This is a genomic window from Buttiauxella sp. AC038, assembly GCF_979253565.1.
Genome location: NZ_CEEDCQ010000001.1, coordinates 2720905 through 2747563 on the forward strand (window position 1 = coordinate 2720905; position 26659 = coordinate 2747563).

Consider the following 26659-nt stretch of genomic DNA (forward strand, 5'->3'; position numbering starts at 1 on the left):
TTATCAAAGCGACGCGCAGGACGTAAAGTCAAGCCATAACTGACCGCCCTGGAGAACAGAACATGCAACAACAACCGCTTTTTGAAACCACACAGATTGGCCATCTTGAGCTAAAAAACCGTATTGTGATGGCGCCGATGACCCGTGCACGTACCGCGCAGCCGGGCAATATCCCCACTGCACTGATGGCGGAGTATTACCAGCAACGCGCCAGTGCAGGTCTCATCATCACCGAAGCGACGCAGATTTCTCCGCAGGGTCAGGGTTACTCCTGGACGCCGGGTATTCATTCCGCTGAACAAATCGCAGGCTGGCGTCTGGTGACCGATGCGGTTCATAAAGTGAACGGCAAAATCTTCTCTCAGTTGTGGCATGTGGGGCGTATGTCTCATGAAAGTTTTCACCCGGATGGCAAGCCTGTTGCTCCTTCAGCGTTGTCGCCGGAGGCACAGGTGTGGGTAGTCAACAGCGAGGGTGTGGGTGAAATGGTTGACTGCCCGGTCCCGCGTGAGCTGACCCATGGCGATATTCAGCAGGTGATTGCGGATTACCGCCAGGCGGCCATCAATGCTATGGAAGCCGGATTTGACGGTGTGGAAGTCCACGGTGGCAACGGGTACCTGATTGACCAGTTCCTGCGTCGCTCCTCGAATAAACGGACCGATGAATATGGCGGCAGCCTGGCAAACCGCGTGCGTTTCGCTCAGGAAGTGCTGGAAGCCATCAGCGATGCCATTGGTGCAGAGCGCACCGGTATTCGCCTGGCGCCCTTTATCACCCAGCGTGGCATGGACGACCCACAGGCCATTGAAGCGATTCTGGCGCTGGCGGCCTGGTGTGAAACAAAGGGTATCGCCTTTATTCATCTGGCTGAAGCTGACTGGGATGATGCACCGCAGGTGCCTTATGAGTTCCGTGAAACCCTGCGGGCAACCTTCAGCGGCGCCATTATTGTGGCGGGGAATTACACCCGTGAAAAAGCCGACAAACTGCTGGCGGCAGGTGTGGTGGACCTGGTGGCCTTCGGTCGCCCGTTTATCGCCAACCCCGACTTCCCGCGCCGTCTGAAACAAAACCTGCCGCTGGCAGAGATGGGCAATCCGGCAACGCTGTTTGGCGGTACTGAAGTCGGTTATACCGATTATCCGTTCCTGACGACGGAGGTCTGAATCATGACACAACGCACACTCATTATTGGTGGCGCTACGGGGATTGGTTTCGCCGTGGCACAGCTTCTGGCAACCCGTGGAGAGCATATTATTCTTGCCGGTCGTCATCACGATAAACTTCAACATGCCTGTCAGCAACTTCAGGCAACCGGTGCGACAGCGGAAAGCCTGGTACTGGATATCGCCGATGAAGCGCAACTTGAGCGCCTGGCCCGGACGCTTGAACCGGTGGACAACATTGTGGTGACGGCGGGCTCCCAGGCGCCGGGTGGCGCATTCACCCCCTGGATTTGAAGGCCGCAAAACAGGCGTTTGATACCAAATTCTGGGGCAGTCTGGCGGTTGCCCGTCATCTGAGCGGGAAAATTAAACCCGGTGGAACACTGACCCTGACCAGTGGTTTTCTTGCCCGCCGTACCGTTCCTGGTACCCTGGTGAAAACCATGATGAATGCGGCTCTGGAAGCTGCAGTGAAAATGCTGGCAAAAGAGTTATCTCCCCTGCGCGTTAACGCCATCAGTCCGGGGCTGACAGATACTGAAGCCTACGCAGGCATGGCACCGGAAGCACGTGAACAGATGCTGGCGCGGGCGGCAGAAAATCTACCGGCCAGAAGGTATGGTCGTGCAGAAGACCTGGCAAAAGGGTATCTGTTTGTCATGGATAACCCCTTTGTCACCGGCTCGGTAGTGGATATTGAGGGTGGGGCCCTGATTAATTAACCCGGAGGAATGAAGATGACTCACCTGGATGTGGTTAAAGCTTATTTTAAATATTGTGTCGACGGAAAAGATGTCGAACGCGTGAATGAATTTTTTGATGAAAACGTGGTGATTCACCGTCCTGACTGCCCCGGGCCATTAGTCGGTCTTGAAGTTTTTAAAAAAGGGCTGCGCGAGAATGTGACCGACCGCTATGAAGCCATTGTGACGACATTTCAAAAAGAGGTTGTTGCTGACGACCAGGTTGTTGTCGCCCTGACTCATGTTGCGACAGGCTCTAATACTTGGAACGGTTTTGACGTCAGAGGCAGGGATGTCACCTGGACCAGCCTGACCTATTTCAGGTTCAATACGTCCGGCAAAATTGTTGAGGAAATAGTGGAGCGTAATGAATTAAATATGGCGCGTCAGTTAGAACTCGTTGATTTTTAATCAGTAAGCTATAAGAGAAATACAGGGCTGTTTTATGTGAAATGGTAAAGCAGCTCTTTTTTTGCTACTGCAGATATGTACATTTTTCTTATTGAATACACAGATGCACAAGCATCCGTCCTGAATAACACAACGATTAATCTGGCCCAAGTGCTGCAGGACCTGTGATCTGCTCCCATAACTCAAGATCCCTCGATATAAGGATGCATTCCGCACTTCCGGTTTTCGCTCATAGCTGACTATAAGATGTGATTGTGTCGAATCTCGCGTCAGTGACATCCGACACAATCACCCTTTTACCAAACCTTATCGGCAAGTTCCGTCACCAGGCGGACTTTGTCCCACTGCTGTTCTGGCGTCAGGCTGTTACCCTCTTCTGTTGAGGCAAAGCCGCACTGTGGGCTGAGGCAGATTTGGCTGATATCGACATATTGCGCCGCTTCGTTAATACGCTGTTGAATCAACTCCGGGTTTTCCAGCTCGCCATTCTTCGTGGTGATTAACCCCAGAACGACCTGTTGATGACCCGGACGCACAAAGCGCAGCGGTGCAAAATCACCGGAACGGTCGTTATCGTATTCAAGGAAGAAAGCATCCACATTGACGCTGCCGAATAACACTTGGGCAACTGGCTCGTAGCCACCCTCTGAAATCCACGTGGAACGGAAGTTACCGCGACAAACATGCAGGCCGATAACCAAATCATCCGGCTTTCCTTCCAGCGCTTTATTCAGTACCTGAGCATAGATTTGCGCCAGTTGGTCTGGGTCATCTCCACGCTCGCGGATCTCTTTACGTTGTGCATCGGAACACAGATAAGCCCAAACGGTGTCATCAAGTTGCAGATAGCGGCAACCTGCAGCGTAAAATGCCTGAATCGCATCGCGCCATGTAGTCGCCAGGGCGTCAAAATACTCTTTTAAATCAGGGTAAACACTACTGTCGATAGCATTGCGGCCACCACGGAAATGCAACACGCTTGGGCTTGGAATGGTCATTTTTGGCACCGCGTTGCCGCTGATGCTTTTCAGATAGCGGAAATCTTCCAGCATTGGGTGCGAACCAAATCCGAGCTTGCCCACCACACGCACGCTATGCGCCTTGGTCTGTACCCCATTAAACTGAATGCCCTGATCAGATTCATAACGTTCCACACCTTGCAGGCCGTCGAAGAAATCAAAATGCCACCACGCCCGACGGAACTCGCCATCAGTCACCACATGCAGACCGCATGCACACTGCTGCTCGACCGAAGCACGAATCGCATCATCTTCAACTTTTCGCAATTGATTGGCATCGATTTCACCTGCAGCAAATGCAAGGCGAGCATTTTTGATAGTGGCTGGACGTAAGAAACTACCGACGATGTCGGCACGGAATGGAGCGCGATATTGTGTTGACTGTGGCATGTGTTTTCTCCGCTAACCCGGCTAATTAATTTAGTCAGGTGATAATTCATTATTTGAATATTTAGCCGTCTGGACGGCTGTTTGTGTGATTGAGAATGGCAGATGCTGAACATGAGGACAAACGAAGATCTTTCATGGTTATTGAAAATAATTCATGTTGTTAAGGCAATGTGAATTGCAAGTTGATCTACATCACAGTTTGCCGTTAAATATGACGTCCTGTTTTTGAGCCTCCCAATTATGATTGTTCGCCCGCAGCAACACTGGTTTATCCGCTTATTCGTCTGGCACGGTTCGGTTCTACAAAAAATCTACTCCCGCCTGTTATTGAATGTTGCGCTCTCGATAAGCGTTATCTTCTTCCTGCCATGGTATGAGACGCTTGGTTTAAAACTCACCATCGCACCCTTTAGTATTCTTGGTGTGGCGATAGCGATTTTTCTCGGGTTCAGAAACAGCGTCTGTTACGCACGCTTTAACGAGGCTCGCACGCTGTGGGGGCAACTGGCGATTACTCAGCGTTCGTTTTTGCGCGAGACTAAAAGTCTGCTGGGGGAAAACCAGAGTCAGAATACGTCGTTTGTGAATTTGCAGATTGCCTTTTGCCACGCGCTCAGGCTCACATTGCGTAAGCGCCCGGTAGAGGAGACGCTGAAAAAATTCTTAACTGCCGATGAATTACAGTGGGTGATGAAAAGCCACGCGCCCTGTAACCGCATACTATTGCTGATGGGTGACTGGCTCGCCGATAAGCGCAAACAGGGCCTGATTTCCGATGTAGTGTGGAGCAGCCTGAACCATCATCTGAACGATCTTTCAGCGGTTGCCGGAGGTTGCGAGCGTATTGCCAGCACTCCGTTGCCGTTCGCTTATACGTTGATTTTGCATCGCACGGTCTATCTGTTTTGCATCATGCTGCCGTTCGCTTTGGTCACCGACCTACACTATATGACACCGTTCTTGTCGGTATTTGTTTCATATACCTTTATTTCGCTTGATACGCTGGCTGAAGAGCTGGAAGAGCCGTTTGGCACAGAAGACAACGACCTGCCGCTGGATGCAATTTGCAACACTATTGAGCGGGATTTACAGGATATGGATGAGAGTGAGGAACTGCCTGAGAAGTTGCGCCCGAATCGCTATTATCGGTTGAGCTAGGCGCACTATTTATTCTTGTATACTCTAAATAATTCGAGTTACGGAAAGGCGACCAGGCCGTAAGTCCCCAGGAACATAGATAACTATGTGACTGGGGCGCACGGGTACAGTCAACGCATCAGTAGCTCGAAGTATGACGAGTATTAGAAGATTGGGCCGACAAAATCACGCTTGCCTAACGCCACCCCTGCCTGACGCAAGATGTCGTAAGCGGTAGTGAAGTGGAAATAGAAGTTCGGCGTAGCGAATTTGTACACGTAGTTGCGAGCGGTGAAACGCAATTCGTGTTCACGGGCCATCACGACAATTGGGCGCTCGTCGTCACCAGCAAGTTGCTCATCGCTAATACCTTTCATGAACTCAACCGTTGCTTTGATACGGGTCTGAAGCTGTTCAATAGTGGTTTCGTTATCTTCCATTACCGGAGCATCAACACCCGCCAGGCGAGCAACGGCACGTTTAGCCATATCGGTGGTAATTTGCACCTGGCGCACCAACGGATACATATCTTCCGCCAGTGATGCAGTCAGCAGGCTCTCTTCCGTTTTGCCGTTCTCTTTCGCCCAGTTAGCCGCTTTCTCAAGGATTGCAGACAGGTTGCTTAAACCCAGGATGAACTGTGCATTGGTTTCACTGTAAATCGACATTGTGACTTCCTTTAGATATGACAAATTTGAGGCAAAGATTACACCCACTTAACGCCCTGCGGATAGCAAATTCACGACTCACGCAAAGCTAAATCCTTCATCAGCCCAACCGGTGATTCCACCAATCATAATTTTCACCGGGCGGCCCAGACGCGCCAGTTTTAAAGCTGCGCGATCAGCACCGTTGCAATGCGGGCCGGCGCAATAAACCACGAATAAGGTATCTGCAGGCCATTCGGCCATGCGTTCAGCCGACATATCGCGATGGCGCAAATGCAAAGCACCAGGAATATGGCGACGGGCGAATGCTTCCGGTGAGCCGACAACATGCAGCAGAACAAAATCCATATCTTCGTCTTTCATTGCGCTATGCACATCATCGCAGTCTGTTTCGAGACACAAACGCTGGAGAAAATGAGCAGCGGCGATTTCTGGGGCGGCGGCTGGATAATCAGTAACGTAACTCATAAATACTCCTCATGATGGTGAGATCTCACTATAGAGCGCAGCGTGTGGCTTGACGTATGGCAGAAATGACAGATAACGTGAAGATCATGACAATCGTTCGGGATATCCCTTTGCAAAACCCTCTAGTTGTTGCGCTGGCATATGACGGCCTGTGTACCTTTGAATTTGGTGTCGTTGTTGAAGTGTTTGGCCTGCCGCGTCCGGAAATGGGCGATAACTGGTATCAGTTTGCGGTCGCAGGAATCGAACCAGGCGAGCTTAGAGCGACTGGAGGTATCCGGCTGGCGGTCGATGGTGGTCTTTCTTTGTTGGAAGATGCCGGAACGATTATTGTGCCCGGATGGCGAGGTGCCGATGAGCCGGTTCCACCACAGTTGTGCGAAGCGTTACGCACGGCACATTCACGCGGTGCGCGGATTATGTCGATATGCTCCGGCGTATTCGTGCTGGCAGCCAGCGGCCTGCTCGATGGGTTACAAGCCTCAACCCACTGGCGTTATACCGAAAAACTTCAGCAGTGCTACCCTGCCATTCAGGTGATGCCAGATGTGTTGTATATCGATAACGGATCGGTACTGACCTCTGCCGGAAGTGCCGCTGGTATCGATTTGAGTTTGCATCTGGTGCGGCGGGATTACGGCCAGGCTGCCGCAAACAGCGTGGCGCGCCGACTGGTCGTCCCCCCTCATCGCGTTGGCGGGCAGGCTCAGTTTATCGAACAACCTATTCCGGTTGCCTATGAGAGCAAGCGTCTAAGCCCGCTGTTCGATTATTTGCAAATTCATCTGGCGGATGAACACTCGGTAGAGTCGCTGGCGGTGTTTACCGGCATGAGCCCGAGAACATTTTTACGCCGTTTTTCCGCAACAACCGGCACCACGCCCACACGCTGGCTGCTGAATATGCGCCTGGCGCGCTGTCGGGATTTACTGGAGAGCAGCACTCTCTCCATTGATGAAATAGCCGAGCGTGTCGGGTTTGGCAGTGCGGCGACTCTGCGCCACCATTTCCGCGCTAAGTTCGCCACCACACCCGCCGCCTACCGCAAGTCATTTACTTCAAGTAACGAAAAATTGATTATCACTCGTGAAACAACGTGATAGAGATAACGGCATTATTTGAAAGTTAGCAGATGAATGTATCTGGAGAAGATATGCGTAAATTGAATGTGTTTGTTTTTTCTGTGGCCCTGATGGCCGGATCTCTACCATTGGCGATGACGGCTCAAGCAGCTGATGCGCCTGCTGTCGCACCGGCGCCAGCCGCTCCGCAGCCAGCTTCCTCGTTTGAAATTCAAGAATTTCATGCCGATTACAAGCCATTTAAAATTGGCGACATCGTGCCTGATTTATACCGCACGAAGCCTTACCAGATTGATGCCTGGCAAATCAGGCACCTCCCAGCACCAGAAGCGGGCAGCCACTGGACATACATGGGCGGGAATTATGTGTTAATTACCGACGCGGAAGGGAAGATTTTACGCGCCATGAAAGGCGAGATTTTTTACGGTCATTAATAGCACAAACCCCGGTCATCGCACCGGGGTTTGGTTTTCAAACAGGCGTTAATTAAGCGCGCAGCATGGCTTTAATCTTCGAGTAAGCGTGCTCAAAAATCATATCCGTCGTACACATAAAGACAATCACATCGCCTGACTCGCACTCGTCGAGTGCTTCGTTTAATTCCGCATCGAAATCTTTAGATAACTGCGGCATCAACATCTGCATATCGCCCGGGTAATCCTCATCTTCATCGGGTGGCATATCGTCAATTTTCGAGCCACGCACCACGTAAATCAGCAGATTTTTATCGTTGGACGTAATTGGGGCGCGCAAATATTTACCCGTTGGATGCTTAGCCATATCGTTACCTTTTGTTGATAGCTGTAAATTCCGCGCTATCCTCGCAAAAGATGAGACGAAAAGACAGCCTGAGCGTAATGACAAGCCTCAGTTAACCACTAAACTCAGGAGAATTAAAAATCTGGACTGAGGTGGCTATGCAACAAAAAGTTTCTGCTCAATGTCATTGTGGTGCTGTCGCTTTTACCGTCGAACTTAGCGATGGTTTTAACACTATCCGCCGCTGTAACTGTTCATTTTGCCGAATGCGCGGCGCAGTTGCTGTCTCTGCTCCGTTGTCGGGGATTAAGATTACTAAAGGGCAGGATAAACTCACCGAATATCGTTTTAACACCGGAGCAGCGGTGCATTTCTTCTGTTCCGTGTGCGGGATTTATACTTTCCACCAGCGCCGCTCAAACCCTGAGCAATATGGCGTGAATGTCGCCTGCATTGAAGGCGTTTCTCCTTTCGACTTCCCGAAAGTCACGGTAATGGAGGGCGCCCATCACCCGAAAGATGGTGGCGGTGGCGTGGCCGGGTATCTGACTTTTACCCCTGAATGATTTTTGCTATTCGCGGGCGGGTAATGTTGTGCTTACCCGCCCGGCGACTGTCACTTCTCCCCTAGCCGCCAAATCTTCTCGGCATAGCGCCCGACAAGGGCCAGCGAGATGGCGAGCAGTAAGAAGAAAATCACTTTATTGGTGTCGTCCCAGAACATTTCGAAATAGCGGGTGTAGAGGTTAATACCGAGGAACGTTAGGCCAAATCCGCGCAGCATTCCATCGTCAGTTTTCAGGCTAATCCAGATACATGCGCCTGCCGCCAGGGCGAACAGCAATGACCAGTGCAGCAGTTCAATCTGGCGCACACTTTGCCAGATATCAAAATCGTAATTGCCAAAGATCGACAAAATCCACAAAGCGATAAACAGATACAGCAGCCCCATCGCTTTGCTGACTGCAAACACGTTACGTTGCAGCAAAGGTTTTTTAAGCAGGTAACATGCCGCGAGTAATACCCCGCCGAATAATACAAAGCGAATTGGGTAGTTCATACCGAGCCAATAAGCGCCCCAGCCGGAAGAATAGCCTGTCGATGTCCCGAAATAGCTGCCTAATGTCAGCAGGAAAAATAGCCAGATAAGACCCGAACGGCTCAGGTAGCCAATGACGCCGTAAATCGCGCAGCCGAGCAAAAATAGCGGTGCTACATTTCCGCTGCCGTTATCAAACGCCATGCCGAGCTGCCATAAAAATAGTGCGGTGAATAATACGCCCAGGAACAGAATGGCCTCATTGCTGTAGCGTTTATCCGGCGTCTTTCTCTGGCGGTAGAATCCCCAGCAATAAAAAGGCAATGGCGATAAGCAGCAAAATGACCGCGCGCGTGAGGTAACCAAAATTAAACAGCAACGCCATCAAATATTCATCAGCAACCAGGCTGCCCATCGCGATAATAAAGCAGGCCAGCGCTATCCAGAATGCATAGCGGCTCATTCGTTGCCAGTCAAAAAGCTGAACCGAGAGGTTTTGTTGCAAACGCTGCTGTTCTGAGGCATCAATCACCCCTTCCTGACGCCAGCCCTCTAGTGTGCGCTTGACGATCTTTTCCTGTTTGCGTGTCACTTTCATAGCGGTTTTCCTTACCTGAGTTTAGTCACTACGTTACAGTAATTAATCAGATTCTAAACCATGCACAATTTCTTAATTCATCACTACGCTTAATGCAATTAAGTCACAGGAGAAAGCTATGCAGGACTGGAACCCCGCGCTTTACTTGCAGTTTGCAGCTGAACGTACGCGCCCGGCAGCAGAACTCGCCGCGCGCATTCAACAACCCGAAGCAAAACATATTGCCGATTTAGGCTGCGGCCCAGGCAACAGTACCGCTTTATTGCACCAGGCCTTCCCGGATGCAACTGTGACAGGCATCGATAGCTCTCCGGCGATGTTGGAAAAAGCTCGCGCCGCCCTGCCCAACTGCCAGTTTGAACAGGCTGATGTGACATCCTGGACGCCGGCGGTAAAGCAAGATGTTATCTATGCTAATGCGTCATTGCAGTGGGTAATCAACCATCCAGAACTGTTTCCCCACCTGGCGACACAGCTTGCCGAAAATGGAGTGTTAGCGGTGCAAATGCCGGATAATTGGCAGGAGCCAACGCATACATTAATGCGCCAGGTCGCTGCTGAACTGGGGAACCCTGACTCCGGGCGAGAAGCGTTGCTACCTGCACAACAGTATTACGATTTGCTGGCGCAATCGGGCTGTGCGGTGGATATCTGGCGTACAACCTATTTCCACGTCATGCCGTCAGCACAGGCGATTATTGAATGGCTGAGCTCTACCGGTTTACGGCCTTATCTCGCAAACCTAGACAGCATTCAGCAACAGGCATTTCTGGAGCGTTACCACACGCTTTTGCAGCAGGCGTATCCGCCGCGACACGATGGCAACGTGTTGATGCTGTTCCCACGCCTGTTTATTGTGGCAAGAAAAACTATAGCGTAACGCCCATCTGGCGTAGCGTTTCGACATCCTGCAAAGGTGCTGCGCCAAACGATCGACGATATTCACGGTTAAATTGCGATGGCGATTCATAGCCTACTTGCCAGGCGACATTTGCCACATCCTGGCCGCCACTGAGTAATAATCGCCTGGCTTCGAGCAGACGGATCTGCTTTTGATATTGCAACGGGCTCATCACGGTCAGGGCTTTAAAGCGGTGATGCAGGCTTGAAGTACTCATGCCGACACGCTTTGCCAGTTCATCAATTTTTAGCGGTTCAGCAAAATGGCGCTTAATCCATGCCAGAGCTTCCCCCACGCCTTTGCCCTGATTCCAGGAGAGCGTCTGTTTCCAGAACGTCGCACCTGATGGCGATGTCACCAGGCGATAAAGAATTTCCTGCTTAATCAGTTTGGACATCACCGGTAAATCATCAGGGGTATCCAGCACTTTCACCAGACGTAAAAAGGCATCCTGCAAGGCTTCATCAGCACTGGATATCCAGGCCCCAGGATTGACACTCTCACCTTGTTTTTCAGGCAGCGTAATTTGCAATGAGACGATTAAATCGGCAATTTCTCGACTATTGAGGTCAATGCGCACGCCATAATAAGGCTCGGACACAGTGGCCTGAGTCACCTGACCGGAGACCGGCATGTCTACCGCCGCCATTGAGTAGTTCCCCGGGCCATACTCCGTGACATTGTCACCTATGAGCATTTTTTTACGCCCTTGAAGCAGCATGCACATCGACGGTTCCAGCATGCCTCGGTTAAACAGCGTTGGTTCAGATACGCGGATAAATCGAAGCCAGGGCACTGCGGTTTGCAGTTCCATCTCAGACGTTTCCGCACATTGGTAATGCCGCGCCACGCTTTTACAAAGCTCAGCTAAAATGCGGCCCTCAGGCCGCAGAATGTTTTCTCGTTCCGGCATATCACTGCCCCATTATGGCTTTTGGCTCAAGATACCCTTCCAACCCGAAAGTACCAAATTCACGTCCAATCCCTGACTGTTTAAAACCGCCAAATGGCACTTGTGGCTCATTATAAACACCGTTAACAAATACTCGTCCGGCGATAAGTTGGCTTGCAACCGTCTGTGTACGTTGCGCATCTTTGCCACTTACATATGCCTGTAATCCGTAAACGGTATCGTTGGCAATTGCGATAGCTTCTGCGTCATCTTTATAGGTAATCACCGACAGCACCGGGCCAAAAATTTCTTGTTGGGCGATAGTCATATCGTTACGAACATTCACAAAAACAGTTGGCTTCACAAAGTAACCGCGTTCAAAACCTGCCGGACGGCCTTCACCCCCGCAGAGTAATTCAGCACCTTCTTCAACCCCTTTGCGGATGTATGCCTGCACGCGTTCATATTGCTGTGCCGTCACCGCGGTACCAACGTTCTTACCAGGTTCCAACTGAGATATGTCCTGGCGTAACTGTGCCTTAACTTCCTCGAGGCGGTTTTCATGGACTAACAAACGTGTACCGGCAATACATGCCTGGCCGCTGTTCCAGGACATCACCTGCAACGCCAGTGGAATGGCTTGTTGAAGATCGACATCATCAAGCAGTACATTGGCAGACTTCCCGCCCAGTTCGAGCGTCACGCGCTTAAGCGTATCCACCGCACCACGGGCAATGGTTTTTCCCACGGCGGTAGAACCCGTAAATGAGATTTTTGCGATATCAGGATGACGTGTAATTTCAGCACCGACCACGTCACCACGACCAGTGACAATATTTATCACCCCGTTCGGCAGGCCTGCGGCATGTAGACACTCAGTAATTAATGCCGTCTGGCGGGCACTCAGTTCGCTAGGTTTAATCACCGCCGTTGAGCCAGAAGCAATTACCGTCGCAAGCTTAGAGGCAATAAAACCATAGTTACCATTCCACGGTGTAATCAGCCCCACCACCCCCAAAGGCTCCATGATCACACGAGCGTTGCCAACACGGGTTTCAAAGGGGAATTTTGCCAGCACATCGCGCATTTGCATAAAGCTGTCGATGGCATGATTCACAGTACCCTGAGCAAACGCAGGCATACAGCCGTATTCTTCCACCATGGTATCAATCAGTTCAACTTCGCGGGATTTTACGGCGTCATGCAGTTGTTGCAGCCAGGCCATACGCTGTTCGCGGGAAGCACTGCGCATTATTGGGAACGCCGCTTTTGCAGCAGCAATTGCCTGCCGAGTGTCTTCAACATCTGCCAGTTGCACTTGCGCGACGGTTTCTTCGGTAGTTGGGTTAACAAGCTCGAACAGCTCATTGCCATGTGGGGTAACAAACTGGCCATTGATATAGATGTGATTAATAGTTTTCATGATGCGCTCCAGGTATGTTTGACCGGTTCAGTGTCGCCTGAGACGGTGCATTTCCAGTAGCGCAATGCTGTTAGATGATTGAACAATCCTGCAAACATCCCCTTTATCGTTAGAGCCGTAGTGGCGGCAACTGGTCAAACACCGAGTGCAGGCAACTCCCCCACATATTGCGGATTTCGCTGAAGTATTCATGCTGTGCGGTAATGGCGTACTGCTGTGAGTCGTCAAAGCAATCGCCGTGATAAATCATCACATCCAGCGGCAAGCCCACGGATAAATTCGAGTTCAACGTGGAGTCCATCGAAATCAACGCACACTGCACCGCCTGCTCAAGCCCGGTGTCGTAACTGACGATACGATCGATGATCGGTTTGCCATATTTGCTTTCGCCAATCTGGAAATACGGCGTGTCGCTGGTGGCTTCGATGAAATTCCCTTCGGCGTAAATATGAAACAGGCGCATACCTTCACCGCGAATCTGCCCACCTAGAATAAACGTGGCGGTGAAATCTGCTCCATCACGCGCAATCACCTCTTTTAAGGTTTGCCCCACCAGCACGGCCGCATCATATAGCGAACTGACGGTATAGAGATTTTGCGTGGTGGCGTCTTGTGCACGATGCTGCAATAAATTGATGACGCTTTGGGTGGTCGCCAGGTTTCCTGCACTTTGCATGATTAACGTTCGGTCATCGCCACGCTGGAAGACATGCAGTTTTTTAAACGTGGAGATATGGTCAACACCCGCATTAGTGCGCGAATCACTGACAAAAATCATGCCGCTGGATAAGCGCATGGCGACGCAGTAGGTCATAGAGAACTCTCGATTTTGTTGAGTCTGTTTAATGCCCTCATTTTGGTCCTCAGGAAGAGGATGAGGATGAAGACGAACATTTTAAAATCACTGTGCACTTTGCATACGCTGCACCGCCGCCACCGTTTCCATCCCTTCGTCGCCACCGCCAAGACGCACACCACGCACCGGGCAGGCATCCAGATAATCAAAACCGACAGCCAGCTTCAAATGGTGGCAGGTATTGCGCGTATTGTTGGTGATATCAAAACTGTGCCAGCGCCCTTCGATGAGCGTTTCAACCCATGCGTGGGTCGCAACATGAGCGCTGTCTGGGGTATAGAGATAGCCGCTAACATAACGCGCCGGAAGTCCGAGGCTACGACAGCAGGCCACAAATACATGTGCGTGATCCTGACAAACGCCAACCCCTGCGTCGAAGACTTGGGCTGCGGTATCTTTCACATTCGTGCCGCCCGGCGTGTACGGCATCCGCTCCAGCACTTCCCCCATCATTACCGTCAGGCTATCGAGTGGCGAACCGTCCTGCCAGTAACCCCTGGCAAATGCCAGAATGGCACTATCTGGTTGCGTTAATGGCGTATGACGCAGCCATACCAGTGGTGAAAGAGCCTCGCGCGTTCCATCATCCATCACTTCATCTTCTGCAATTTCCACAACACCAGTGGCTTTAATGCTGATTGACTGATGCGGGCGGTCAAGCGTGAGTACATGAAGAATATTGCCGAAGGCATCTGTGGTTTGCACTGCTTCTTCCGGCAGCGCCAATTGCCATGAAATGATGCGCTGATGTTCAGACTCCTGCGGCGTGAGGCGCAAATATTGAGTACTGTGCTTCACTTGCTGCTCGTAGCTGTAGAGTGTGCTGTGCTCAATCGTCAGTCTCATTGTGCCTCCAGATAGGTATATTGGATACTTTCGGAAATCGCATTCACCTGGCTTAAAAAACCTGTCAGCCAGTGTTGCAGCCCCGTGTCGAAAACATCCTCCAGCGTGCTAAAACGCAGTTCAGCATGCAGAACATGCGCCAGGCGACGTGGAGCATTAGCGCTATGCCCGCCAATCAGTTCCAGTTGATTCACCACTTCCTCAATGCAGGAACGTAATGAACGCGGGCTTTCACTACGCAAAATCAGCAGGTCAGCCACCATTTCGCGCACCAGTTGCTGCTTATAGATACTGTGGTATGCCTCTCGTGCACTCACGGCACGCAGCAGGGTGTCCATGCGGTAGTGTTCGCGCACCGCGTCAGGGTCGTTATCCAACAATTGATTTTTGACGCCGAGCAAACGTGCAGTACTGTCAGCCCGCTCCAGCAAAGTACCCAGACGAATAAATGACATCGCATCATTGCGCAGCAACGTGCCAAACATCGCGCCGCGAAACAGATGCGAACGTTCTTTCACCCAGTCGAAAAAGTCATCGGCATTACTGCTGTTGACTCCTTCTTTACGCAGCCGCTTCATTTCTATCCATGCGGTATTGATGCTTTCCCACACCTCAGAAGAGAGGCTGCCACGCACCGCATGAGCGTTTTCCCAGGCCGATTGCAGGCAACTATAGATGCTGCTCGGGTTACGGGTATCAAGTGCAAAGTAGTCGAAAATACCGGGCATGGTGAGTTGCTGGTAATACTCCCAGTAAGCCGCCCCGCTGCCGGTTAAATTCAGCGGCACCTGCAAATCCTGATGCCCGGTTTCACGAAATGGCATCATCGACAGGCGGTTAGTCACGTCTAATACCCGTGCGATATTCTCAGCGCGTTCCAGATAACGCGCCATCCAATAGAGTTCGCTGGCTGTGCGGCTTAACATGATGTGTCATCCTCCAGAACCCAAGTGTCTTTGGTGCCACCGCCTTGTGATGAGTTAACTACCAGCGAGCCTTTTTTCAGCGCTACACGTGTTAGCCCACCAGCGATAAGGCGCGTTTCTGCGCCGTAGAGAGCAAAAGGTCGTAAGTCGATATGCCGTGGTGCCAGACCCTCGTCAACAAACGTCGGGCAGGTTGAAAGCGCCAGGGTGTCCTGAGCGATGTAGTTTTGCGGGCGCGCTTTTAATACCGAGCGGAAGGCTTCAATTTCAGCTTTGCTGGCCGCTGGGCCAATCAACATGCCATAGCCGCCTGCGCCATGGACCTCTTTAACCACCATTTGATCAAGGCGTGAAAGCACATAGCCCAGTTGGTCAGGATGGCGGCATTGCCATGTTGGCACATTATTGAGAATAGGCTCTTCGGAGAGATAGAAGCGAATCATCGCGGGCACGTAGGGATAAATGGATTTGTCATCAGCAACGCCGGTTCCGATGGCGTTCGCCAGCACCACACCACCTGTGCGGTACACCGAGAGCAGGCCGGGTACGCCGAGCATAGAGTCCGGGCGGAAGGCCAATGGATCGAGGAAGGCGTCATCTACACGACGATAAATCACATCGACTTTGCATGGCCCAAGCGTGGTGCGCATAAACACCGCGCCTTCTTTGACGAATAAATCAGCGCTTTCAACCAGTTCAACGCCCATCTGCTGCGCAAGGAAGCTGTGTTCAAAATAGGCGCTGTTAAAGCGGCCTGGCGTAAGAACCACTACCGTTGGGTCGTTAACTGGCGAGCTTTCACGCAGAGTTTGCAGCAAATGTGAGGGGTAGCGCTCGACCGGACGAATGCGCTGCTGGGCAAATAATTCCGGATATAACCGCATCATCATTTTGCGGTTTTCCAGCATGTACGAGACACCCGACGGGGTGCGTAAGTTGTCTTCGAGCACGTAATATTGCCCATCGCCACCGCGTACCATATCCACGCCAATGATGTGCGCGTAGATATCGCGGTGCAGATTTATTCCCTGCATACAGGGCTGGTATTGGTCATTCGCCAACACTTGCTCCGCCGGGATTACACCTGCTTTGAGGATATTTTGATCGTGATAGATGTCGTGCAAAAAGAGATTTAGCGCCTGCACGCGTTGGCGGATACCGGTATCGAGCATCGCCCATTCCGTGGCGGGAATGATGCGCGGCACGCTATCAAAAGGAATTAAACGCTCGGCACCATCTTCATCGCCATAGACATTAAAAGTAATCCCCACACGGTGAAAAAGTAACGCGGCTTCTTGTTTCTTGCGCATCACCGCTGAGCTGTCTGCCTGCTGCAACCAATTCCAGTAATTCCCATAATGGCCACGATGATGGCCATCGAGAGCAAACATTTCATCAAAAAATGACGCAACACCGGGGTCCATATTGATCATAATTCCTCACTTCATGTCGTGTGGAGATAACATGTTTAAGCAGGAAATATGCCAGGCCATTTTTGGTGCATTTCAGGGGGGATTTGTCTGTTTTTGAGGCAAAAACAGTCGCTCAGAAAAAGAACGCACCATGGCGGTGCGTTCTGTGGTTTATCGTTACGCCTGGCACTGTGTCCAGCGAGCACGCAGAGTGTCGTACACCCAGTTATAAATTACGGTATACGGCAGGAAGAACAGGAAGAAACCGATCTCGACCATAAACGCCTGCAGTAGAGAAATATCCAGCATCCAGGCCGCCAGCGGCAGGCCAATCAGGATAAAGCCCCCTTCAAAGCCCAGCGCGTGAGCGACGCGCAGTGGCAAGCGGCGTTTTTGCCCCATCGGGAAGATTTTATCGAACCCGGCGTTATATATGATGTTCCACACCATGGCGACGGTCGAAAGCATTACTGCCAGCGCACCCATCTGAAACAGTGGCTTATCCATAATCCACGCGGCCAATGGCGCACAAATCGCAATCGCGATGACTTCAAAACCCACCGCATGCAGGATGCGTTCGGCAAATGTTCTCTTTTGAGACTGCATAACTAACTCCAGACGAAATAAAAGCAATATGGCTCTGCGTATTATTATCGCTATTACTGATAGAATTAAGTTAGTAGCCATCGAGAAAAGCGATACATAATGAATTACTCCCCTGAATCCCTCGAAGCGTTTTTACATGCGGTTGAAACGGGGTCGTTTTCTGCGGCGGCGCGTAAGCTAAAGAAAAGCCAGTCGACGATAAGCAGTGCGATTGCAAATCTCGAGGCCGACCTGGGCGTGACCTTATTTGATCGTCAGAGCCGTCAACCCGTATTGACTGACCAGGGAAAACACGTTTTGCCCTATATCCAGTCAATACTTGCGGCAAGCGAAAGGCTCAATGAAGTCTCGGTACGCCTTGCAGGCAACGTTGAGCCGCGTCTGAGTTTTGTGCTCTCTGATGTCTGGCAAACTTCACACCACGAATCGATTCTCCAGCGTTTTTCACAGCGCTTTCCCGATATCGAATTCGAGTGTCTGATTGCTGAGGATGAAGATGTCATCGACCTGATACAAATTGGCCGTGCGCATGTGGGTGTGTTGCGGGTACAGCCACGTTACCCGGTGGATGTAACGGTCGCTCGTTTACAGGTCGGTGCGGAGATGGCGATTTTTATTCACCGCCAGCATGAGTTGGCCCGTCTGCCTGCAGTTGAAATGGACATGCTACAGACTGAACGCCAGCTCTGTTTGAGCACCTTTACCGATCCGACTCGCAATAAAAGCGGTGGCCCAATGTGGTCATCACCATCGTTATTGATGCTATTGGAAATGGCAGAACAAGGGTTTGGCTGGGGAATTTTGCCGCGCTGGCTGGTAGAGCAATTTGGTCATGGGATCTTGCAGGAATTACCCATTGCTGGGTGGCCCCAGCGCATTGACGTGGATGTTTTGTGGTCAAATAAAACGCCGCCAGGCACTGCGGGAAGATGGATGATTGATCAGTTGCGGGCACAGAATTAAAAGAGAGGGCATTGGATGCCCTCTCTCTATGGCTTACTTATTGCGCTTCGGCATTGTCTTCAACAACTCATCCGGGCTGATGGACGCCACAACATCGCTGCCTGGTAATGGCATCTTGAGGATGTGATTCTTCATCTTACCGATAACGTGCATCTCACACGGTCTACAGTCAAATTTCAGCGTCAGCACTTCATCCTGATGCACCAACTGCATTGGCGTGGCTTTCCAGCTTTTTACTGAACCTTTCGCCTGTTTCGGGCATAAGTTAAACGCAAAACGCAGACAGTGTTTAGTGATCATTACCGGCACTTCACCCTTTTCTTCGTGGGCTTCATAAGCGGCATCAATCAGTTTCACGCCATAACGCTGATAAAACTCACGCGCTTTATGGTTGTAAACATTGGCGAGAAACGTCAGATGCTCATCTGGATAGACCGGTGGCGGAACGCTAACAGGTTTACGGGTGCCGCGCTGATACTGTTGCAGGCGCGCATCGGTCAGCTCGTCGATAGCTTCACGGCGCAGTTGATTCAACTGGCTGTTTGGAACGAACAATGGAGCGGGAAGATTCAACTCTACTTTTCGCGCCTGGTACATGGTTTGACCCAGTTTTGTCAGGCCATCGCGCAGGTTCGAGTACGCTTTTTCCGGGTTGTTCGCCACTTCGAACTGCCCTTCCAGCGTTTTAGTTACACTGACTCCATCTTCACTGGTGAGGGTTAAAATCAGCTGTTCTTCCCAACCACCTAGCACCAAATCCACCGCAATACGGCGTTCGCTGGAGGTCTTCGTCAACGCCTGCTGCCAGTTATGGTCAAGGTTACGGTTGAGTGGATGGTTCGGGCGGACATTTTTCAGTGTTTCCGGCATCTCATTTGGCCAGACGCGATACTGATTTTTACCGGTTTTCTCCACCGTATTAGCGCGGAAGCCAACGATATCGCGCTTGATCAACACGTTCAGACCATCACCATTGGTCAGTGTGTCGGTCACGCTAACATCCAGGAAGTCTTTACCCACCTTCAGGACCTCACCTACCGGTAAGCCGATATATTTTGGTGAATCAAAAGCACCGATATCGATTTTGCGCTCATTGACGAAGTAGTCTGTGCTGCCGCGGTGGAAGGTTTTATCCGGTGACGGAATAAAGAAATGCGAAGTCTTGCCGGCGGAGGCACGAACCAAATCGGTGCGCTGCTCCATTAATTCATCCAGCAACTGGCGATAATAAGCGGTGATGTTTTTCACATAGCTCATATCTTTGTAGCGCCCTTCAATTTTGAAGGAACGCACGCCAGCGTCTACCAATGCAGCAAGGTTGGCGCTTTGATCGTTATCTTTCATCGACAACAGATGTTTTTCATAGGCCACTACGCGGCCCTGATCGTCTTTCAGGGTGTACGGCAAACGGCAAGCCTGGGAGCAATCACCACGGTTTGCGCTGCGCCCGGTCTGAGCGTGGGAGATATTACATTGCCCTGAATAGGCCACACATAGCGCACCGTGAATAAAGAACTCAATCGTGGCATCAACATTTTCATGAATTGCACGAATTTGATTGAGGTTCAACTCACGGGCCAGAACGATTTGCGAGAATCCCGCATCAGACAGGAATTTTGCTTTTTCTACGCTGCGAATATCGCACTGGGTACTGGCGTGGATTTCAATCGGGGGCAGATCCATTTCCAGCACGCCCATGTCTTGCACAATCAGCGCATCAACACCCACCTGATAAAGGTCGTGGATCATACGACGTGCAGGTTCCAGTTCGTTGTCATGCAGGATGGTGTTGAGCGTAACAAAAATCTTCGCCCCATAACGGTGAGCAAACGGCACCAGTTCAGCAAGATCTTGCAGGCTGTTCCCGGCATTATGGCGAGCGCCAAAGCCAGGCCCGCCGATGTAGACCGCATCCGCGCCATGCAAAATGGCTTCGCGGGCGATGGATGTGTCACGGGCAGGGCTGAGTAATTCAAGATGATTGGCGTGCAGGCGCATAGTGGGTCTGTTTCTATGTTATGGGCGAAAGGCGGGTATTGTAGTCAGATTGGCCGCGTAAGCATATACCCGTCATACTTCAAGTCGTATGAAACGGCGCGACAACATAGGCTGGTAATAATGCTGGCGGCTGCTAAAGACGGTGTATTACAAAATGTTTTAACTTATACTTCCAGAAGGAATAATTACAAAGAGTGATCATATTAGACCTATTAAAGTGGGCGCTAGTTAAATGACTCAATTAAGATGATTAGAAATGACCATAAACACAGAACATTCAAGGCTTTATAAGTCAGAAGGCGTTAAGTTGTTATACAACAACTCATTACCAGGCATTCTGATTACTTTTATTGCGTCTACCACTCTTGCCTTCACTTTTATCGACAATAATAATTTCCACGCCAAAATCACCTGGTGGCTGATCATGGCCCTGGTGCTGGCTATTCGCGTCATTGATACCCATATGTGGATAAAAAGTGACGCCGAATGTAAAGGCCGGAAGGACTGGGTGGTGCGCTTTTCAATAGGCTGCTTAATAACAGCTATGTTGTGGAGCGCCTATGCGGTCACTTTCTACCCGCAATTTACCATTGAAGAACTTAGCTCTACGAATGTGATACTTGCCGCGATGGCTGGGGGAGCCACAAGTATCCTCTCAGCAAGCTTTCTGCTATCCGCGCTCTATAACATTATTATTTTAATGCCGATGTCCATATTGCTGCTGCTGCAGCCAGAACAATATAAAATTAACCTCGGCGGGCTGGGCGTATGTTTTACTTTAATCATGATTATCGCTTCTGCACGTTCAGCCAATTATATTAAAGAAGCTATCTTGTTGCGTTACCGAAACAAAAAACTTGTTTCCAGCATGGAAGAGACCATCCGAGAAAGAACGCAGGAAGTGTATGTTATATCCAATATAGACTCCCTCACGGGTCTGTATAACCGCACTGCATTTTTGTCGGCGGTAGAAGGCATTGAGCGCGAATTTGAGCAGAACCATATTGCGGGCTTCTCCATTTTCTTTATCGATCTCGATGGTTTTAAAAATATTAATGACACGCTAGGCCACAATGTCGGCGACAAAGTACTCATTGCATTAAGTACCCGACTTAAAAGCTTTATCGGTGATGGTAACTTTATGTGCCGTTGGGGCGGTGATGAATTTATTCTGTTGGTTAAGGAAAGTTCTCATGACATTACCAGTGAGCTTGCTGAGAATATCATCGCCAGCCTCTCCCTACCGATCCGTCTTGATGACCAAACTATTGCCCTGAATGCAACAATCGGTATTTCAGTTTGTCCTGAGCATGACTCTTCCATCACGCGACTGATTCAGCTTGCGGATATCGCCATGTATTCGCAAAAAGGCAAATATCCTGAACGTTTTGCTTTCTATAATCTCGAACTAGAACACAACCTGCGCCGCAAGATGACTCTCAACGAAGCACTAAAAGGTGCACTTGAGCGTGATGAGTTCCGTCTCGTGTATCAACCGATTGTTGACGCAACCGGCCAAATAGTGAGTTTTGAAGCCTTAATGCGCTGGCGTTATCAGGAGCAGGAAATCTCGCCAGTTGAATTTATCCCATTAATGGAACAAAGCGGCCGCATTGTTCAGGTGGGAAGTTGGGTACTGGAAGAGGCCTGTAAAACACTGGCGCAAATGCATAAAACAAATGCTCAAATCTGCATGTGCGTGAATATCTCACTGATTCAGTTTTACGACAAAGGTTTCGTCAATAACGTCAACCGGGTTATTGAACGCTATGCAATACCAGGGCATTTACTGCATCTGGAAGTCACTGAATCGCTCTTCCAGTCTGAACAGATGATGATTAATGAGAAGGTCTGTCAGTTACAACAATGTGGCGTGAAATTCTCAGTAGATGATTTTGGGACGGGCTATTCAAGTTTGTCCGTCATCCAGAATATGAATATTGATTACATTAAAATTGACCGCTCGTTTATTCAGCATATTGAACACAAAGGCCTATCTATTGTTCAGGCGATGATGAATATGTCCAGAAGCCTCAACTTCAGTGTTATCGCCGAAGGCGTGGAGACGGAAAAACAGCGCCAGTTACTTGAGCAATGTGGCATCCCTTATATGCAAGGTTACTATTTCTCACGACCACTGGAACGCCCAAATGCGTTGGCTTATATCAACGTGGCCGTAGAACAAGAATCCTCAATCGAATACGCGTAAGAGTTTTAATTGCTCTCCCCCCGGAGAGCAATCCCCCTATTTTTGCCCTTGCTAAACATTTCACATAACAATGAACTTGCAGAGTTTTCAACATCATCACGCCTGTTGTTAATGATTTGTGATGTTATAGTTCGACAACGCTAAAAACTATGAAGGAAAAAAATGCGCACAATATCCATCCCATTGCCCACGATCCTGGCAGGGTTTGTTGCTGTTTTAGTTGGCTACGCCAGCTCGGCGGCAATTATCTGGCAGGCGGCGGAAGCTGCTGGTGCTAACACGCTGCAAATCGCGGGTTGGCTGACGATGCTTGGGATTGGCATGGGGGTGAGTACTCTCGTGCTAACGATTTGGTACCGCACGCCCATTCTCACCGCCTGGTCCACTCCGGGTGCAGCTCTGCTCGCGACCAGTTTACCAGGCCATTCGCTCAATGAAGCTATCGGCGTGTTTATTTTCGCCTCATTTTTAATTCTGCTGTGCGGTGTGACCGGCCTCTTCGCCCGTTTGATGCGTCTTATTCCCTCAACACTTTCCGCAGCGATGTTGGCAGGCATTCTGCTGCGCTTTGGCCTCGATGCATTTACTTCTTTGCAGGGGAATTTCTTACTCAGTGCCAGTATGTTGCTCGGCTGGCTACTGGCAAAAACCTGGGCTCCACGTTATGCCGTTGTGGTGGCAATGGTAGTTGGCCTGCTGGTTTGCATCATCAGCGGAAGCCTGCAAAGCGGTAGCGTGCCGGTCGCAATGGTTATGCCAGAATTTACCACACCACATTTTTCACTATCGAGCCTGTTGGGCATCGGTATCCCTTTCTTCCTGGTGACCATGGCGTCACAAAACGCACCAGGCGTTGCCACACTCAAAGCCTCTGGCTATGAGATTCCGGTATCGCCACTGATTGTGGTCACCGCAGCGATTGCTCTGATACTGGCACCTTTTGGCGTGTTTTCTATTTGTATTGCTGCGATCACTGCCGCAATTTGCCAGGGTTCTGAAGCGCATCCCGATCCGTCAAAACGCTGGCTTGCCGCCGCTGCGGCTGGCGTGTTTTATTTGCTTGCCGGTATTTTTGGCGGCTCCATCACCACGTTACTCACCGCACTGCCTGTCGCCTATATTCATACGCTGGCAGGCCTGGCGTTGTTGAGTACCATTGCAGGAAGCTTGTATCAGGCGTTAAACCACGATCGTGAGCGCGATGCGGCAATCGTCACGTTTCTGGTCACTGCATCTGGCGTCAGTTTGCTGGGGATTGGTTCTGCTTTTTGGGGGCTGGTGGCTGGCGGGATATGTTACGCGTTGTTCTCATTTACCCGCCGCGCGTAGCTGCGACGGTGTCACGCCTATCGTCGCTTTAAAACGATTACTGAAATGGCTTGCCGAGCTAAACCCGCAGGCCATCGCTATATCTGTGAGCGATAACGGGCTGTTTTTCACTAATGCTTCGGCGCGTAACATGCGTCTTTGCATGACAAATTGATGTGGTGCGAGCTGGGTTGATTGCTTAAACATGCGCGCAAAGTGAAACTCGCTGAGCCCTGCTTCTTGAGCCAGTTCAGTCAGCGTTAATGGTTCACTAAGGTGCTGTTCAATATATGCCTGGATATTTCGCAGCACCGCAGGTGCCAGGCCTCCACGCACATTAGGCAAACGCCACTGCACGTTGCTGTACGTCTGAACCAGGTGGGTCAACAGCAGTGTTGATGCCGTACTCAACATCAAATGGTTCGCCTGCTGTTGCCAATCGCTGCTGAGTAGAAAGTGGCGATACAACTGTGTAATACGCGGGTCCTCGCTGAAGATTTTCTCATCGAGTTGAAGAGCTGCCGGGCTGCGATCCCAGATTTGCTCCGCAATATGACGCAGATGTTCATCCGTACAATACAGATGCACAAATGAAAAATGGTTGCGAATATCCCAGGTAGTTTCCCCGTCTTTTGGCATTAGACAGAACCGGTCTGGCCCGCCGCCATTTTTCCAACCTGAATTGGTTTTTTGGTAGGTTTCATAACCTTCATTCACATACATGCTTAACGTATGGTGATCGCTGCATTGCGTCACACGGTCGAGACTGTTTGACCAGGCCGACAGTTGAATCCCGGAACCCAGCTGCACGTTATCTTCCAGCACGGCGTTGTGCTGGCGAAGATTTTCAAATGCGTGATACGGCTGGGTCATAACTTATTACCATCAAGGTTCGGGACTGACAGTGTATGTAGTGCCAGCACTCGTTACCAGCCATTAACAATCCACCTTGCAAAAAAACCGCAAGAATATGCAAGCCACGCAAGCCGGTGAAAGCAACGAGCGGTATATTTCCGGATACTCCCCTTAACCGTTTGGGGAGATAACAAAATGAATGCATTGCTTTATATTTCGGTGGTGGTGATTTGGGGTACAACCTGGCTTGCAATTTACATGCAGCAAGGTGTGGTGTCGGTACCCGTTTCTATTTTCTGGCGTTTTGCCGTAGCGGCCGTCGTGATGCTGGTGGTATTACTGGCGCTTGGACGCTTGCGCCGTATCAGCTTACGTGACCATCTGTTCTGCATGCTGCAAGGTGGCTGTGTTTTTGGTTTTAACTTCTTCTGTTTTTATCATGCTGCGGCATATATCAGCTCGGGACTGGAGTCAGTAATATTCTCCATGGCCGTGTTGTTTAATGCGGTTAACAGCATGATTTTCTTCCGTCAGCGTCCACACAAAAATTTGCTACCCGCCGCAGTTCTCGGCATTGCCGGGGTTGTTGCACTGTTCTGGCATGATTTGGTGGCGACACAACTTGCCCCTTCTCTACTGTTGGGAATCGGTTTGAGTGCACTGGGCACTTACGGGTTTTCACTCGGCAATATGATTAGCACTCGCCACCAGCGTCGTGGGCTGGAGACGCTCTCCACCAATACTTATGCCATGTTTTACGGCACCGTCATTATGGGAGTGCTGGCACTGGTGCGCGGTGATTCGTTTATGCCGGAATTTACGCTGCGCTATCTGGGCTCGCTGTTCTATCTGGCAATTTTCGGTTCGGTTATCGCCTTTGGTGCCTATTTCACGCTGGTTGGGCGTATCGGTGCAAGCCAGGCCGCTTATAGCACGCTGTTATTCCCTCTGGTGGCATTGAGTCTGTCTACGGTTTATGAAGGGTATGTCTGGCATAGCAACGCCATTATCGGGCTTATCATGATCTTGCTGGGCAATCTGGTGATGTTTTCAAAACCGGGGATGTTTAGTGCACTGCCATGGCGCAAGCGGGCAGCATAAGAGGTAAAAAAGGGAGCTTAGCTCCCTTTTCCCGTGTGATAGCGCGTTATTTAACTTCAAACATGGACGCATCTGTCGCCATGCCATCAATCACTGATTTCAGCGAGTCTACGGTAATAGGTGCACTTTCATTGCTTACCGTTTTACCTTCGCCTTTACGTACTACTTTCATTACGACTTTGTTGGTTGAGGAGTCAATTAGCTCCCCTTCAAAATAGAGGTTTGTTTCCATCGTACGGTGGCCTGTTGCTGCTTCAGTACCCGCAACAATCATTGCCACTGGAATCACTTCATAGAACTGCAAACCTTGTTTGCTGCTGTCTACGCCCGTAATTGCACCATGGAAAATCAAAGTACGCGGACCCGGCTTGCTGACCAGTTGGATGCGCTTCTCGGCACTCGCTTTCAACTGTTGATTGGAGTACGCCAGAATTTTATCCAGTGTCTGGGCACCCAGTTGGGTGGTTGGTTTCGGCACTGGGTAATAAGTCAACGGATTGAAGATAAGTTTGTCGTAGTTGCTGCTTTTAAAGCTTGGATCAACCCAACGTAAAATGGTTTTTCCAGATGGAGATGTTGTTTCCTGAAGACTGGAATAATCTTTTAAAAAACCAGAATACTTCTCAGGAGCGGTAACAGACGAGGAACAGCCGGCCAAGGCTAGCAGGCCTGTGAGGCAGGCGGCTTTAACACAAAAAGAAGTGCGCATATTTTATCCCTGTAAATTGCATGTAAGCCTTTCAGTTATAGCAAAAAATTGGGATTGCGCATGAAGTTATAAATGCTATTCCCCCAAACTCAGATAACAATCGCGAAATTTCTTTTTAACATGCTCATTATTTAGCTCGAATTACACATTTTTTCGTATATAAGATAGCCT

General features: G+C 50.3%; 27 protein-coding genes and 1 pseudogene. 13 read left to right on the forward strand and 15 right to left on the reverse strand.

Translation table 11 applies throughout. From position 1 onward, the window contains the following. The first annotated feature begins 62 nt into the window (after positions 1–62). Genes AC0IXI_RS12870 through AC0IXI_RS12885 form a run of 4 tightly spaced genes read left to right on the forward strand, consistent with a single transcriptional unit; the run spans position 63 to position 2323 of the window. Positions 63–1169, forward strand: a complete 1107-nt coding sequence (locus AC0IXI_RS12870) for an alkene reductase (RefSeq protein ID WP_471682551.1) — start codon at positions 63–65, stop codon at positions 1167–1169. Between the two features lie 3 nt (positions 1170–1172). Continuing rightward, the gene (locus tag AC0IXI_RS12875; protein WP_471682552.1) at positions 1173–1463 is read left to right on the forward strand and encodes an SDR family NAD(P)-dependent oxidoreductase; all 291 of its coding nucleotides are present in this window, start codon (positions 1173–1175) and stop codon (positions 1461–1463) included. Beyond that, entirely contained in the window at positions 1460–1891 is a 432-nt protein-coding gene (locus AC0IXI_RS12880) for an SDR family oxidoreductase (RefSeq protein ID WP_471682553.1), read from the forward strand. The genes AC0IXI_RS12875 and AC0IXI_RS12880 overlap by 4 nt, the downstream gene beginning before the upstream one ends. Positions 1892–1906: 15 nt before the next feature. After that, positions 1907–2323, forward strand: coding sequence for an ester cyclase (locus tag AC0IXI_RS12885; protein ID WP_208326120.1), 417 nt, complete (start codon positions 1907–1909; stop codon positions 2321–2323). 296 nt (positions 2324–2619) lie between these two features. On the opposite strand, the gene AC0IXI_RS12890 is transcribed toward AC0IXI_RS12885, so the two are convergent. Then, on the reverse strand, positions 2620–3732 hold the full coding sequence (locus tag AC0IXI_RS12890; RefSeq protein ID WP_471682554.1) for a cobalamin-independent methionine synthase II family protein: 1113 nt from the start codon (positions 3730–3732) through the stop codon (positions 2620–2622). A gap of 240 nt (positions 3733–3972) precedes the next feature. Here AC0IXI_RS12890 and AC0IXI_RS12895 point away from each other — a divergent pair, with 240 nt between their 5' ends. Further along, a complete protein-coding gene (locus tag AC0IXI_RS12895; protein WP_471683229.1) occupies positions 3973–4890 on the forward strand; it encodes a bestrophin family protein in 918 nt (305 codons plus the stop codon). 143 nt (positions 4891–5033) lie between these two features. Here the strand turns inward: AC0IXI_RS12895 and AC0IXI_RS12900 are convergent, their stop codons facing one another. Beyond that, positions 5034–5537, reverse strand: a complete 504-nt coding sequence (locus AC0IXI_RS12900; RefSeq protein WP_064518697.1) for a DUF1993 domain-containing protein — start codon at positions 5535–5537, stop codon at positions 5034–5036. Positions 5538–5615: 78 nt separating this feature from the next. Continuing rightward, positions 5616–6005 carry a rhodanese-like domain-containing protein gene (locus AC0IXI_RS12905; protein ID WP_034495169.1) on the reverse strand — a complete coding sequence of 130 codons (390 nt, stop codon included), beginning with the start codon at positions 6003–6005 and terminating at the stop codon, positions 5616–5618. Positions 6006–6070: 65 nt separating this feature from the next. Here AC0IXI_RS12905 and ftrA point away from each other — a divergent pair, with 65 nt between their 5' ends. Continuing rightward, positions 6071–7105, forward strand: coding sequence for a transcriptional regulator FtrA (gene ftrA / locus AC0IXI_RS12910; protein WP_208326122.1), 1035 nt, complete (start codon positions 6071–6073; stop codon positions 7103–7105). Between the two features lie 53 nt (positions 7106–7158). Continuing rightward, the gene (locus AC0IXI_RS12915; RefSeq protein ID WP_134182825.1) at positions 7159–7521 is read left to right on the forward strand and encodes an RcnB family protein; all 363 of its coding nucleotides are present in this window, start codon (positions 7159–7161) and stop codon (positions 7519–7521) included. 52 nt (positions 7522–7573) lie between these two features. On the opposite strand, the gene AC0IXI_RS12920 is transcribed toward AC0IXI_RS12915, so the two are convergent. Next, the gene (locus AC0IXI_RS12920) at positions 7574–7867 is read right to left on the reverse strand and encodes a hypothetical protein (RefSeq protein ID WP_064518695.1); all 294 of its coding nucleotides are present in this window, start codon (positions 7865–7867) and stop codon (positions 7574–7576) included. A 137-nt stretch (positions 7868–8004) separates the two neighbouring features. On the opposite strand from AC0IXI_RS12920, the gene AC0IXI_RS12925 reads away from it, so the two are divergent. Further along, on the forward strand, positions 8005–8412 hold the full coding sequence (locus tag AC0IXI_RS12925; protein WP_064518694.1) for a GFA family protein: 408 nt from the start codon (positions 8005–8007) through the stop codon (positions 8410–8412). 50 nt (positions 8413–8462) lie between these two features. On the opposite strand, the pseudogene AC0IXI_RS12930 reads toward AC0IXI_RS12925, so the two are convergent. Beyond that, positions 8463–9483 (reverse strand): annotated as a pseudogene (locus tag AC0IXI_RS12930) (DUF2157 domain-containing protein). A gap of 118 nt (positions 9484–9601) precedes the next feature. Between AC0IXI_RS12930 and tam the strand changes: the two are divergent. Next, a complete protein-coding gene (gene tam / locus AC0IXI_RS12935; protein ID WP_134182828.1) occupies positions 9602–10363 on the forward strand; it encodes a trans-aconitate 2-methyltransferase in 762 nt (253 codons plus the stop codon). Here tam and AC0IXI_RS12940 read toward each other — a convergent pair. From AC0IXI_RS12940 to AC0IXI_RS12970, 7 genes are all read right to left on the reverse strand, one after another. Then, positions 10353–11297, reverse strand: coding sequence for an AraC family transcriptional regulator (locus tag AC0IXI_RS12940; RefSeq protein ID WP_471682555.1), 945 nt, complete (start codon positions 11295–11297; stop codon positions 10353–10355). The two genes, tam and AC0IXI_RS12940, sit on opposite strands and share 11 nt — an antisense overlap. Position 11298: 1 nt before the next feature. After that, positions 11299–12699 carry an aldehyde dehydrogenase family protein gene (locus tag AC0IXI_RS12945; RefSeq protein ID WP_413498353.1) on the reverse strand — a complete coding sequence of 467 codons (1401 nt, stop codon included), beginning with the start codon at positions 12697–12699 and terminating at the stop codon, positions 11299–11301. 109 nt (positions 12700–12808) lie between these two features. Then, positions 12809–13513 carry a proteasome-type protease gene (locus AC0IXI_RS12950; RefSeq protein WP_471682556.1) on the reverse strand — a complete coding sequence of 235 codons (705 nt, stop codon included), beginning with the start codon at positions 13511–13513 and terminating at the stop codon, positions 12809–12811. 87 nt (positions 13514–13600) lie between these two features. After that, the gene (locus AC0IXI_RS12955; protein ID WP_471682557.1) at positions 13601–14401 is read right to left on the reverse strand and encodes a transglutaminase family protein; all 801 of its coding nucleotides are present in this window, start codon (positions 14399–14401) and stop codon (positions 13601–13603) included. After that, complete coding sequence (locus AC0IXI_RS12960) at positions 14398–15327, reverse strand: alpha-E domain-containing protein (RefSeq protein WP_064518687.1); 930 nt, start codon at positions 15325–15327, stop codon at positions 14398–14400. Before AC0IXI_RS12960 ends, AC0IXI_RS12955 begins: the two co-directional genes overlap by 4 nt. Further along, positions 15321–16760 (reverse strand): circularly permuted type 2 ATP-grasp protein, encoded by a 1440-nt coding sequence (locus AC0IXI_RS12965; protein WP_424221560.1) that lies wholly within the window; start codon positions 16758–16760, stop codon positions 15321–15323. The genes AC0IXI_RS12960 and AC0IXI_RS12965 overlap by 7 nt, the downstream gene beginning before the upstream one ends. A gap of 156 nt (positions 16761–16916) precedes the next feature. Beyond that, a complete protein-coding gene (locus AC0IXI_RS12970) occupies positions 16917–17345 on the reverse strand; it encodes a multidrug/biocide efflux PACE transporter (protein WP_064518685.1) in 429 nt (142 codons plus the stop codon). 99 nt (positions 17346–17444) lie between these two features. Between AC0IXI_RS12970 and AC0IXI_RS12975 the strand changes: the two genes are divergently transcribed. Next, complete coding sequence (locus tag AC0IXI_RS12975) at positions 17445–18308, forward strand: LysR family transcriptional regulator (RefSeq protein ID WP_471682558.1); 864 nt, start codon at positions 17445–17447, stop codon at positions 18306–18308. Between the two features lie 33 nt (positions 18309–18341). Here the strand turns inward: AC0IXI_RS12975 and AC0IXI_RS12980 are convergent, their stop codons facing one another. Then, a complete protein-coding gene (locus AC0IXI_RS12980) occupies positions 18342–20306 on the reverse strand; it encodes a peptidase U32 family protein (protein WP_471682559.1) in 1965 nt (654 codons plus the stop codon). Between the two features lie 256 nt (positions 20307–20562). Between AC0IXI_RS12980 and AC0IXI_RS12985 the strand changes: the two genes are divergently transcribed. Together AC0IXI_RS12985 and AC0IXI_RS12990 are read left to right on the forward strand one after the other, a co-directional pair. After that, positions 20563–22515: a putative bifunctional diguanylate cyclase/phosphodiesterase gene (locus AC0IXI_RS12985; protein WP_424221563.1), complete on the forward strand. Its 1953-nt coding sequence runs from the start codon at positions 20563–20565 to the stop codon at positions 22513–22515. Positions 22516–22677: 162 nt separating this feature from the next. Beyond that, positions 22678–23844 (forward strand): benzoate/H(+) symporter BenE family transporter, encoded by a 1167-nt coding sequence (locus AC0IXI_RS12990; RefSeq protein ID WP_471682560.1) that lies wholly within the window; start codon positions 22678–22680, stop codon positions 23842–23844. Here the strand turns inward: AC0IXI_RS12990 and AC0IXI_RS12995 are convergent. Beyond that, positions 23824–24696 (reverse strand): AraC family transcriptional regulator, encoded by an 873-nt coding sequence (locus tag AC0IXI_RS12995; RefSeq protein ID WP_154150269.1) that lies wholly within the window; start codon positions 24694–24696, stop codon positions 23824–23826. The genes AC0IXI_RS12990 and AC0IXI_RS12995 overlap by 21 nt on opposite strands. A 177-nt stretch (positions 24697–24873) precedes the next feature. Between AC0IXI_RS12995 and AC0IXI_RS13000 the strand changes: the two genes are divergently transcribed. Continuing rightward, positions 24874–25779, forward strand: a complete 906-nt coding sequence (locus tag AC0IXI_RS13000; RefSeq protein WP_134182849.1) for a DMT family transporter — start codon at positions 24874–24876, stop codon at positions 25777–25779. Between the two features lie 46 nt (positions 25780–25825). On the opposite strand, the gene AC0IXI_RS13005 is transcribed toward AC0IXI_RS13000, so the two are convergent. Beyond that, positions 25826–26488 (reverse strand): DUF3313 domain-containing protein, encoded by a 663-nt coding sequence (locus AC0IXI_RS13005; RefSeq protein WP_413498363.1) that lies wholly within the window; start codon positions 26486–26488, stop codon positions 25826–25828. Positions 26489–26659: the final 171 nt, after the last annotated feature.

Bases quoted from the DNA above. Each gene is read 5' to 3' on its own strand.
- AC0IXI_RS12870 (WP_471682551.1), top strand. From the start codon at position 63: ATGCAACAACAACCGCTTTTTGAAACCACACAGATTGGCCATCTTGAG.
- AC0IXI_RS12875 (WP_471682552.1), top strand. From the start codon at position 1,173: ATGACACAACGCACACTCATTATTGGTGGCGCTACGGGGATTGGTTTC.
- AC0IXI_RS12885 (WP_208326120.1), top strand. From the start codon at position 1,907: ATGACTCACCTGGATGTGGTTAAAGCTTATTTTAAATATTGTGTCGAC.
- AC0IXI_RS12890 (WP_471682554.1), bottom strand. From the start codon at position 3,732: ATGCCACAGTCAACACAATATCGCGCTCCATTCCGTGCCGACATCGTC.
- AC0IXI_RS12895 (WP_471683229.1), top strand. From the start codon at position 3,973: ATGATTGTTCGCCCGCAGCAACACTGGTTTATCCGCTTATTCGTCTGG.
- AC0IXI_RS12900 (WP_064518697.1), bottom strand. From the start codon at position 5,537: ATGTCGATTTACAGTGAAACCAATGCACAGTTCATCCTGGGTTTAAGC.
- AC0IXI_RS12905 (WP_034495169.1), bottom strand. From the start codon at position 6,005: ATGAGTTACGTTACTGATTATCCAGCCGCCGCCCCAGAAATCGCCGCT.
- ftrA (WP_208326122.1), top strand. From the start codon at position 6,071: ATGACAGATAACGTGAAGATCATGACAATCGTTCGGGATATCCCTTTG.
- AC0IXI_RS12915 (WP_134182825.1), top strand. From the start codon at position 7,159: ATGCGTAAATTGAATGTGTTTGTTTTTTCTGTGGCCCTGATGGCCGGA.
- AC0IXI_RS12920 (WP_064518695.1), bottom strand. From the start codon at position 7,867: ATGGCTAAGCATCCAACGGGTAAATATTTGCGCGCCCCAATTACGTCC.
- AC0IXI_RS12925 (WP_064518694.1), top strand. From the start codon at position 8,005: ATGCAACAAAAAGTTTCTGCTCAATGTCATTGTGGTGCTGTCGCTTTT.
- tam (WP_134182828.1), top strand. From the start codon at position 9,602: ATGCAGGACTGGAACCCCGCGCTTTACTTGCAGTTTGCAGCTGAACGT.
- AC0IXI_RS12940 (WP_471682555.1), bottom strand. From the start codon at position 11,297: ATGCCGGAACGAGAAAACATTCTGCGGCCTGAGGGCCGCATTTTAGCT.
- AC0IXI_RS12945 (WP_413498353.1), bottom strand. From the start codon at position 12,699: ATGAAAACTATTAATCACATCTATATCAATGGCCAGTTTGTTACCCCA.
- AC0IXI_RS12950 (WP_471682556.1), bottom strand. From the start codon at position 13,513: ATGACCTACTGCGTCGCCATGCGCTTATCCAGCGGCATGATTTTTGTC.
- AC0IXI_RS12955 (WP_471682557.1), bottom strand. From the start codon at position 14,401: ATGAGACTGACGATTGAGCACAGCACACTCTACAGCTACGAGCAGCAA.
- AC0IXI_RS12960 (WP_064518687.1), bottom strand. From the start codon at position 15,327: ATGTTAAGCCGCACAGCCAGCGAACTCTATTGGATGGCGCGTTATCTG.
- AC0IXI_RS12965 (WP_424221560.1), bottom strand. From the start codon at position 16,760: ATGATCAATATGGACCCCGGTGTTGCGTCATTTTTTGATGAAATGTTT.
- AC0IXI_RS12970 (WP_064518685.1), bottom strand. From the start codon at position 17,345: ATGCAGTCTCAAAAGAGAACATTTGCCGAACGCATCCTGCATGCGGTG.
- AC0IXI_RS12975 (WP_471682558.1), top strand. From the start codon at position 17,445: ATGAATTACTCCCCTGAATCCCTCGAAGCGTTTTTACATGCGGTTGAA.
- AC0IXI_RS12980 (WP_471682559.1), bottom strand. From the start codon at position 20,306: ATGCGCCTGCACGCCAATCATCTTGAATTACTCAGCCCTGCCCGTGAC.
- AC0IXI_RS12985 (WP_424221563.1), top strand. From the start codon at position 20,563: ATGACCATAAACACAGAACATTCAAGGCTTTATAAGTCAGAAGGCGTT.
- AC0IXI_RS12990 (WP_471682560.1), top strand. From the start codon at position 22,678: ATGCGCACAATATCCATCCCATTGCCCACGATCCTGGCAGGGTTTGTT.
- AC0IXI_RS12995 (WP_154150269.1), bottom strand. From the start codon at position 24,696: ATGACCCAGCCGTATCACGCATTTGAAAATCTTCGCCAGCACAACGCC.
- AC0IXI_RS13000 (WP_134182849.1), top strand. From the start codon at position 24,874: ATGAATGCATTGCTTTATATTTCGGTGGTGGTGATTTGGGGTACAACC.
- AC0IXI_RS13005 (WP_413498363.1), bottom strand. From the start codon at position 26,488: ATGCGCACTTCTTTTTGTGTTAAAGCCGCCTGCCTCACAGGCCTGCTA.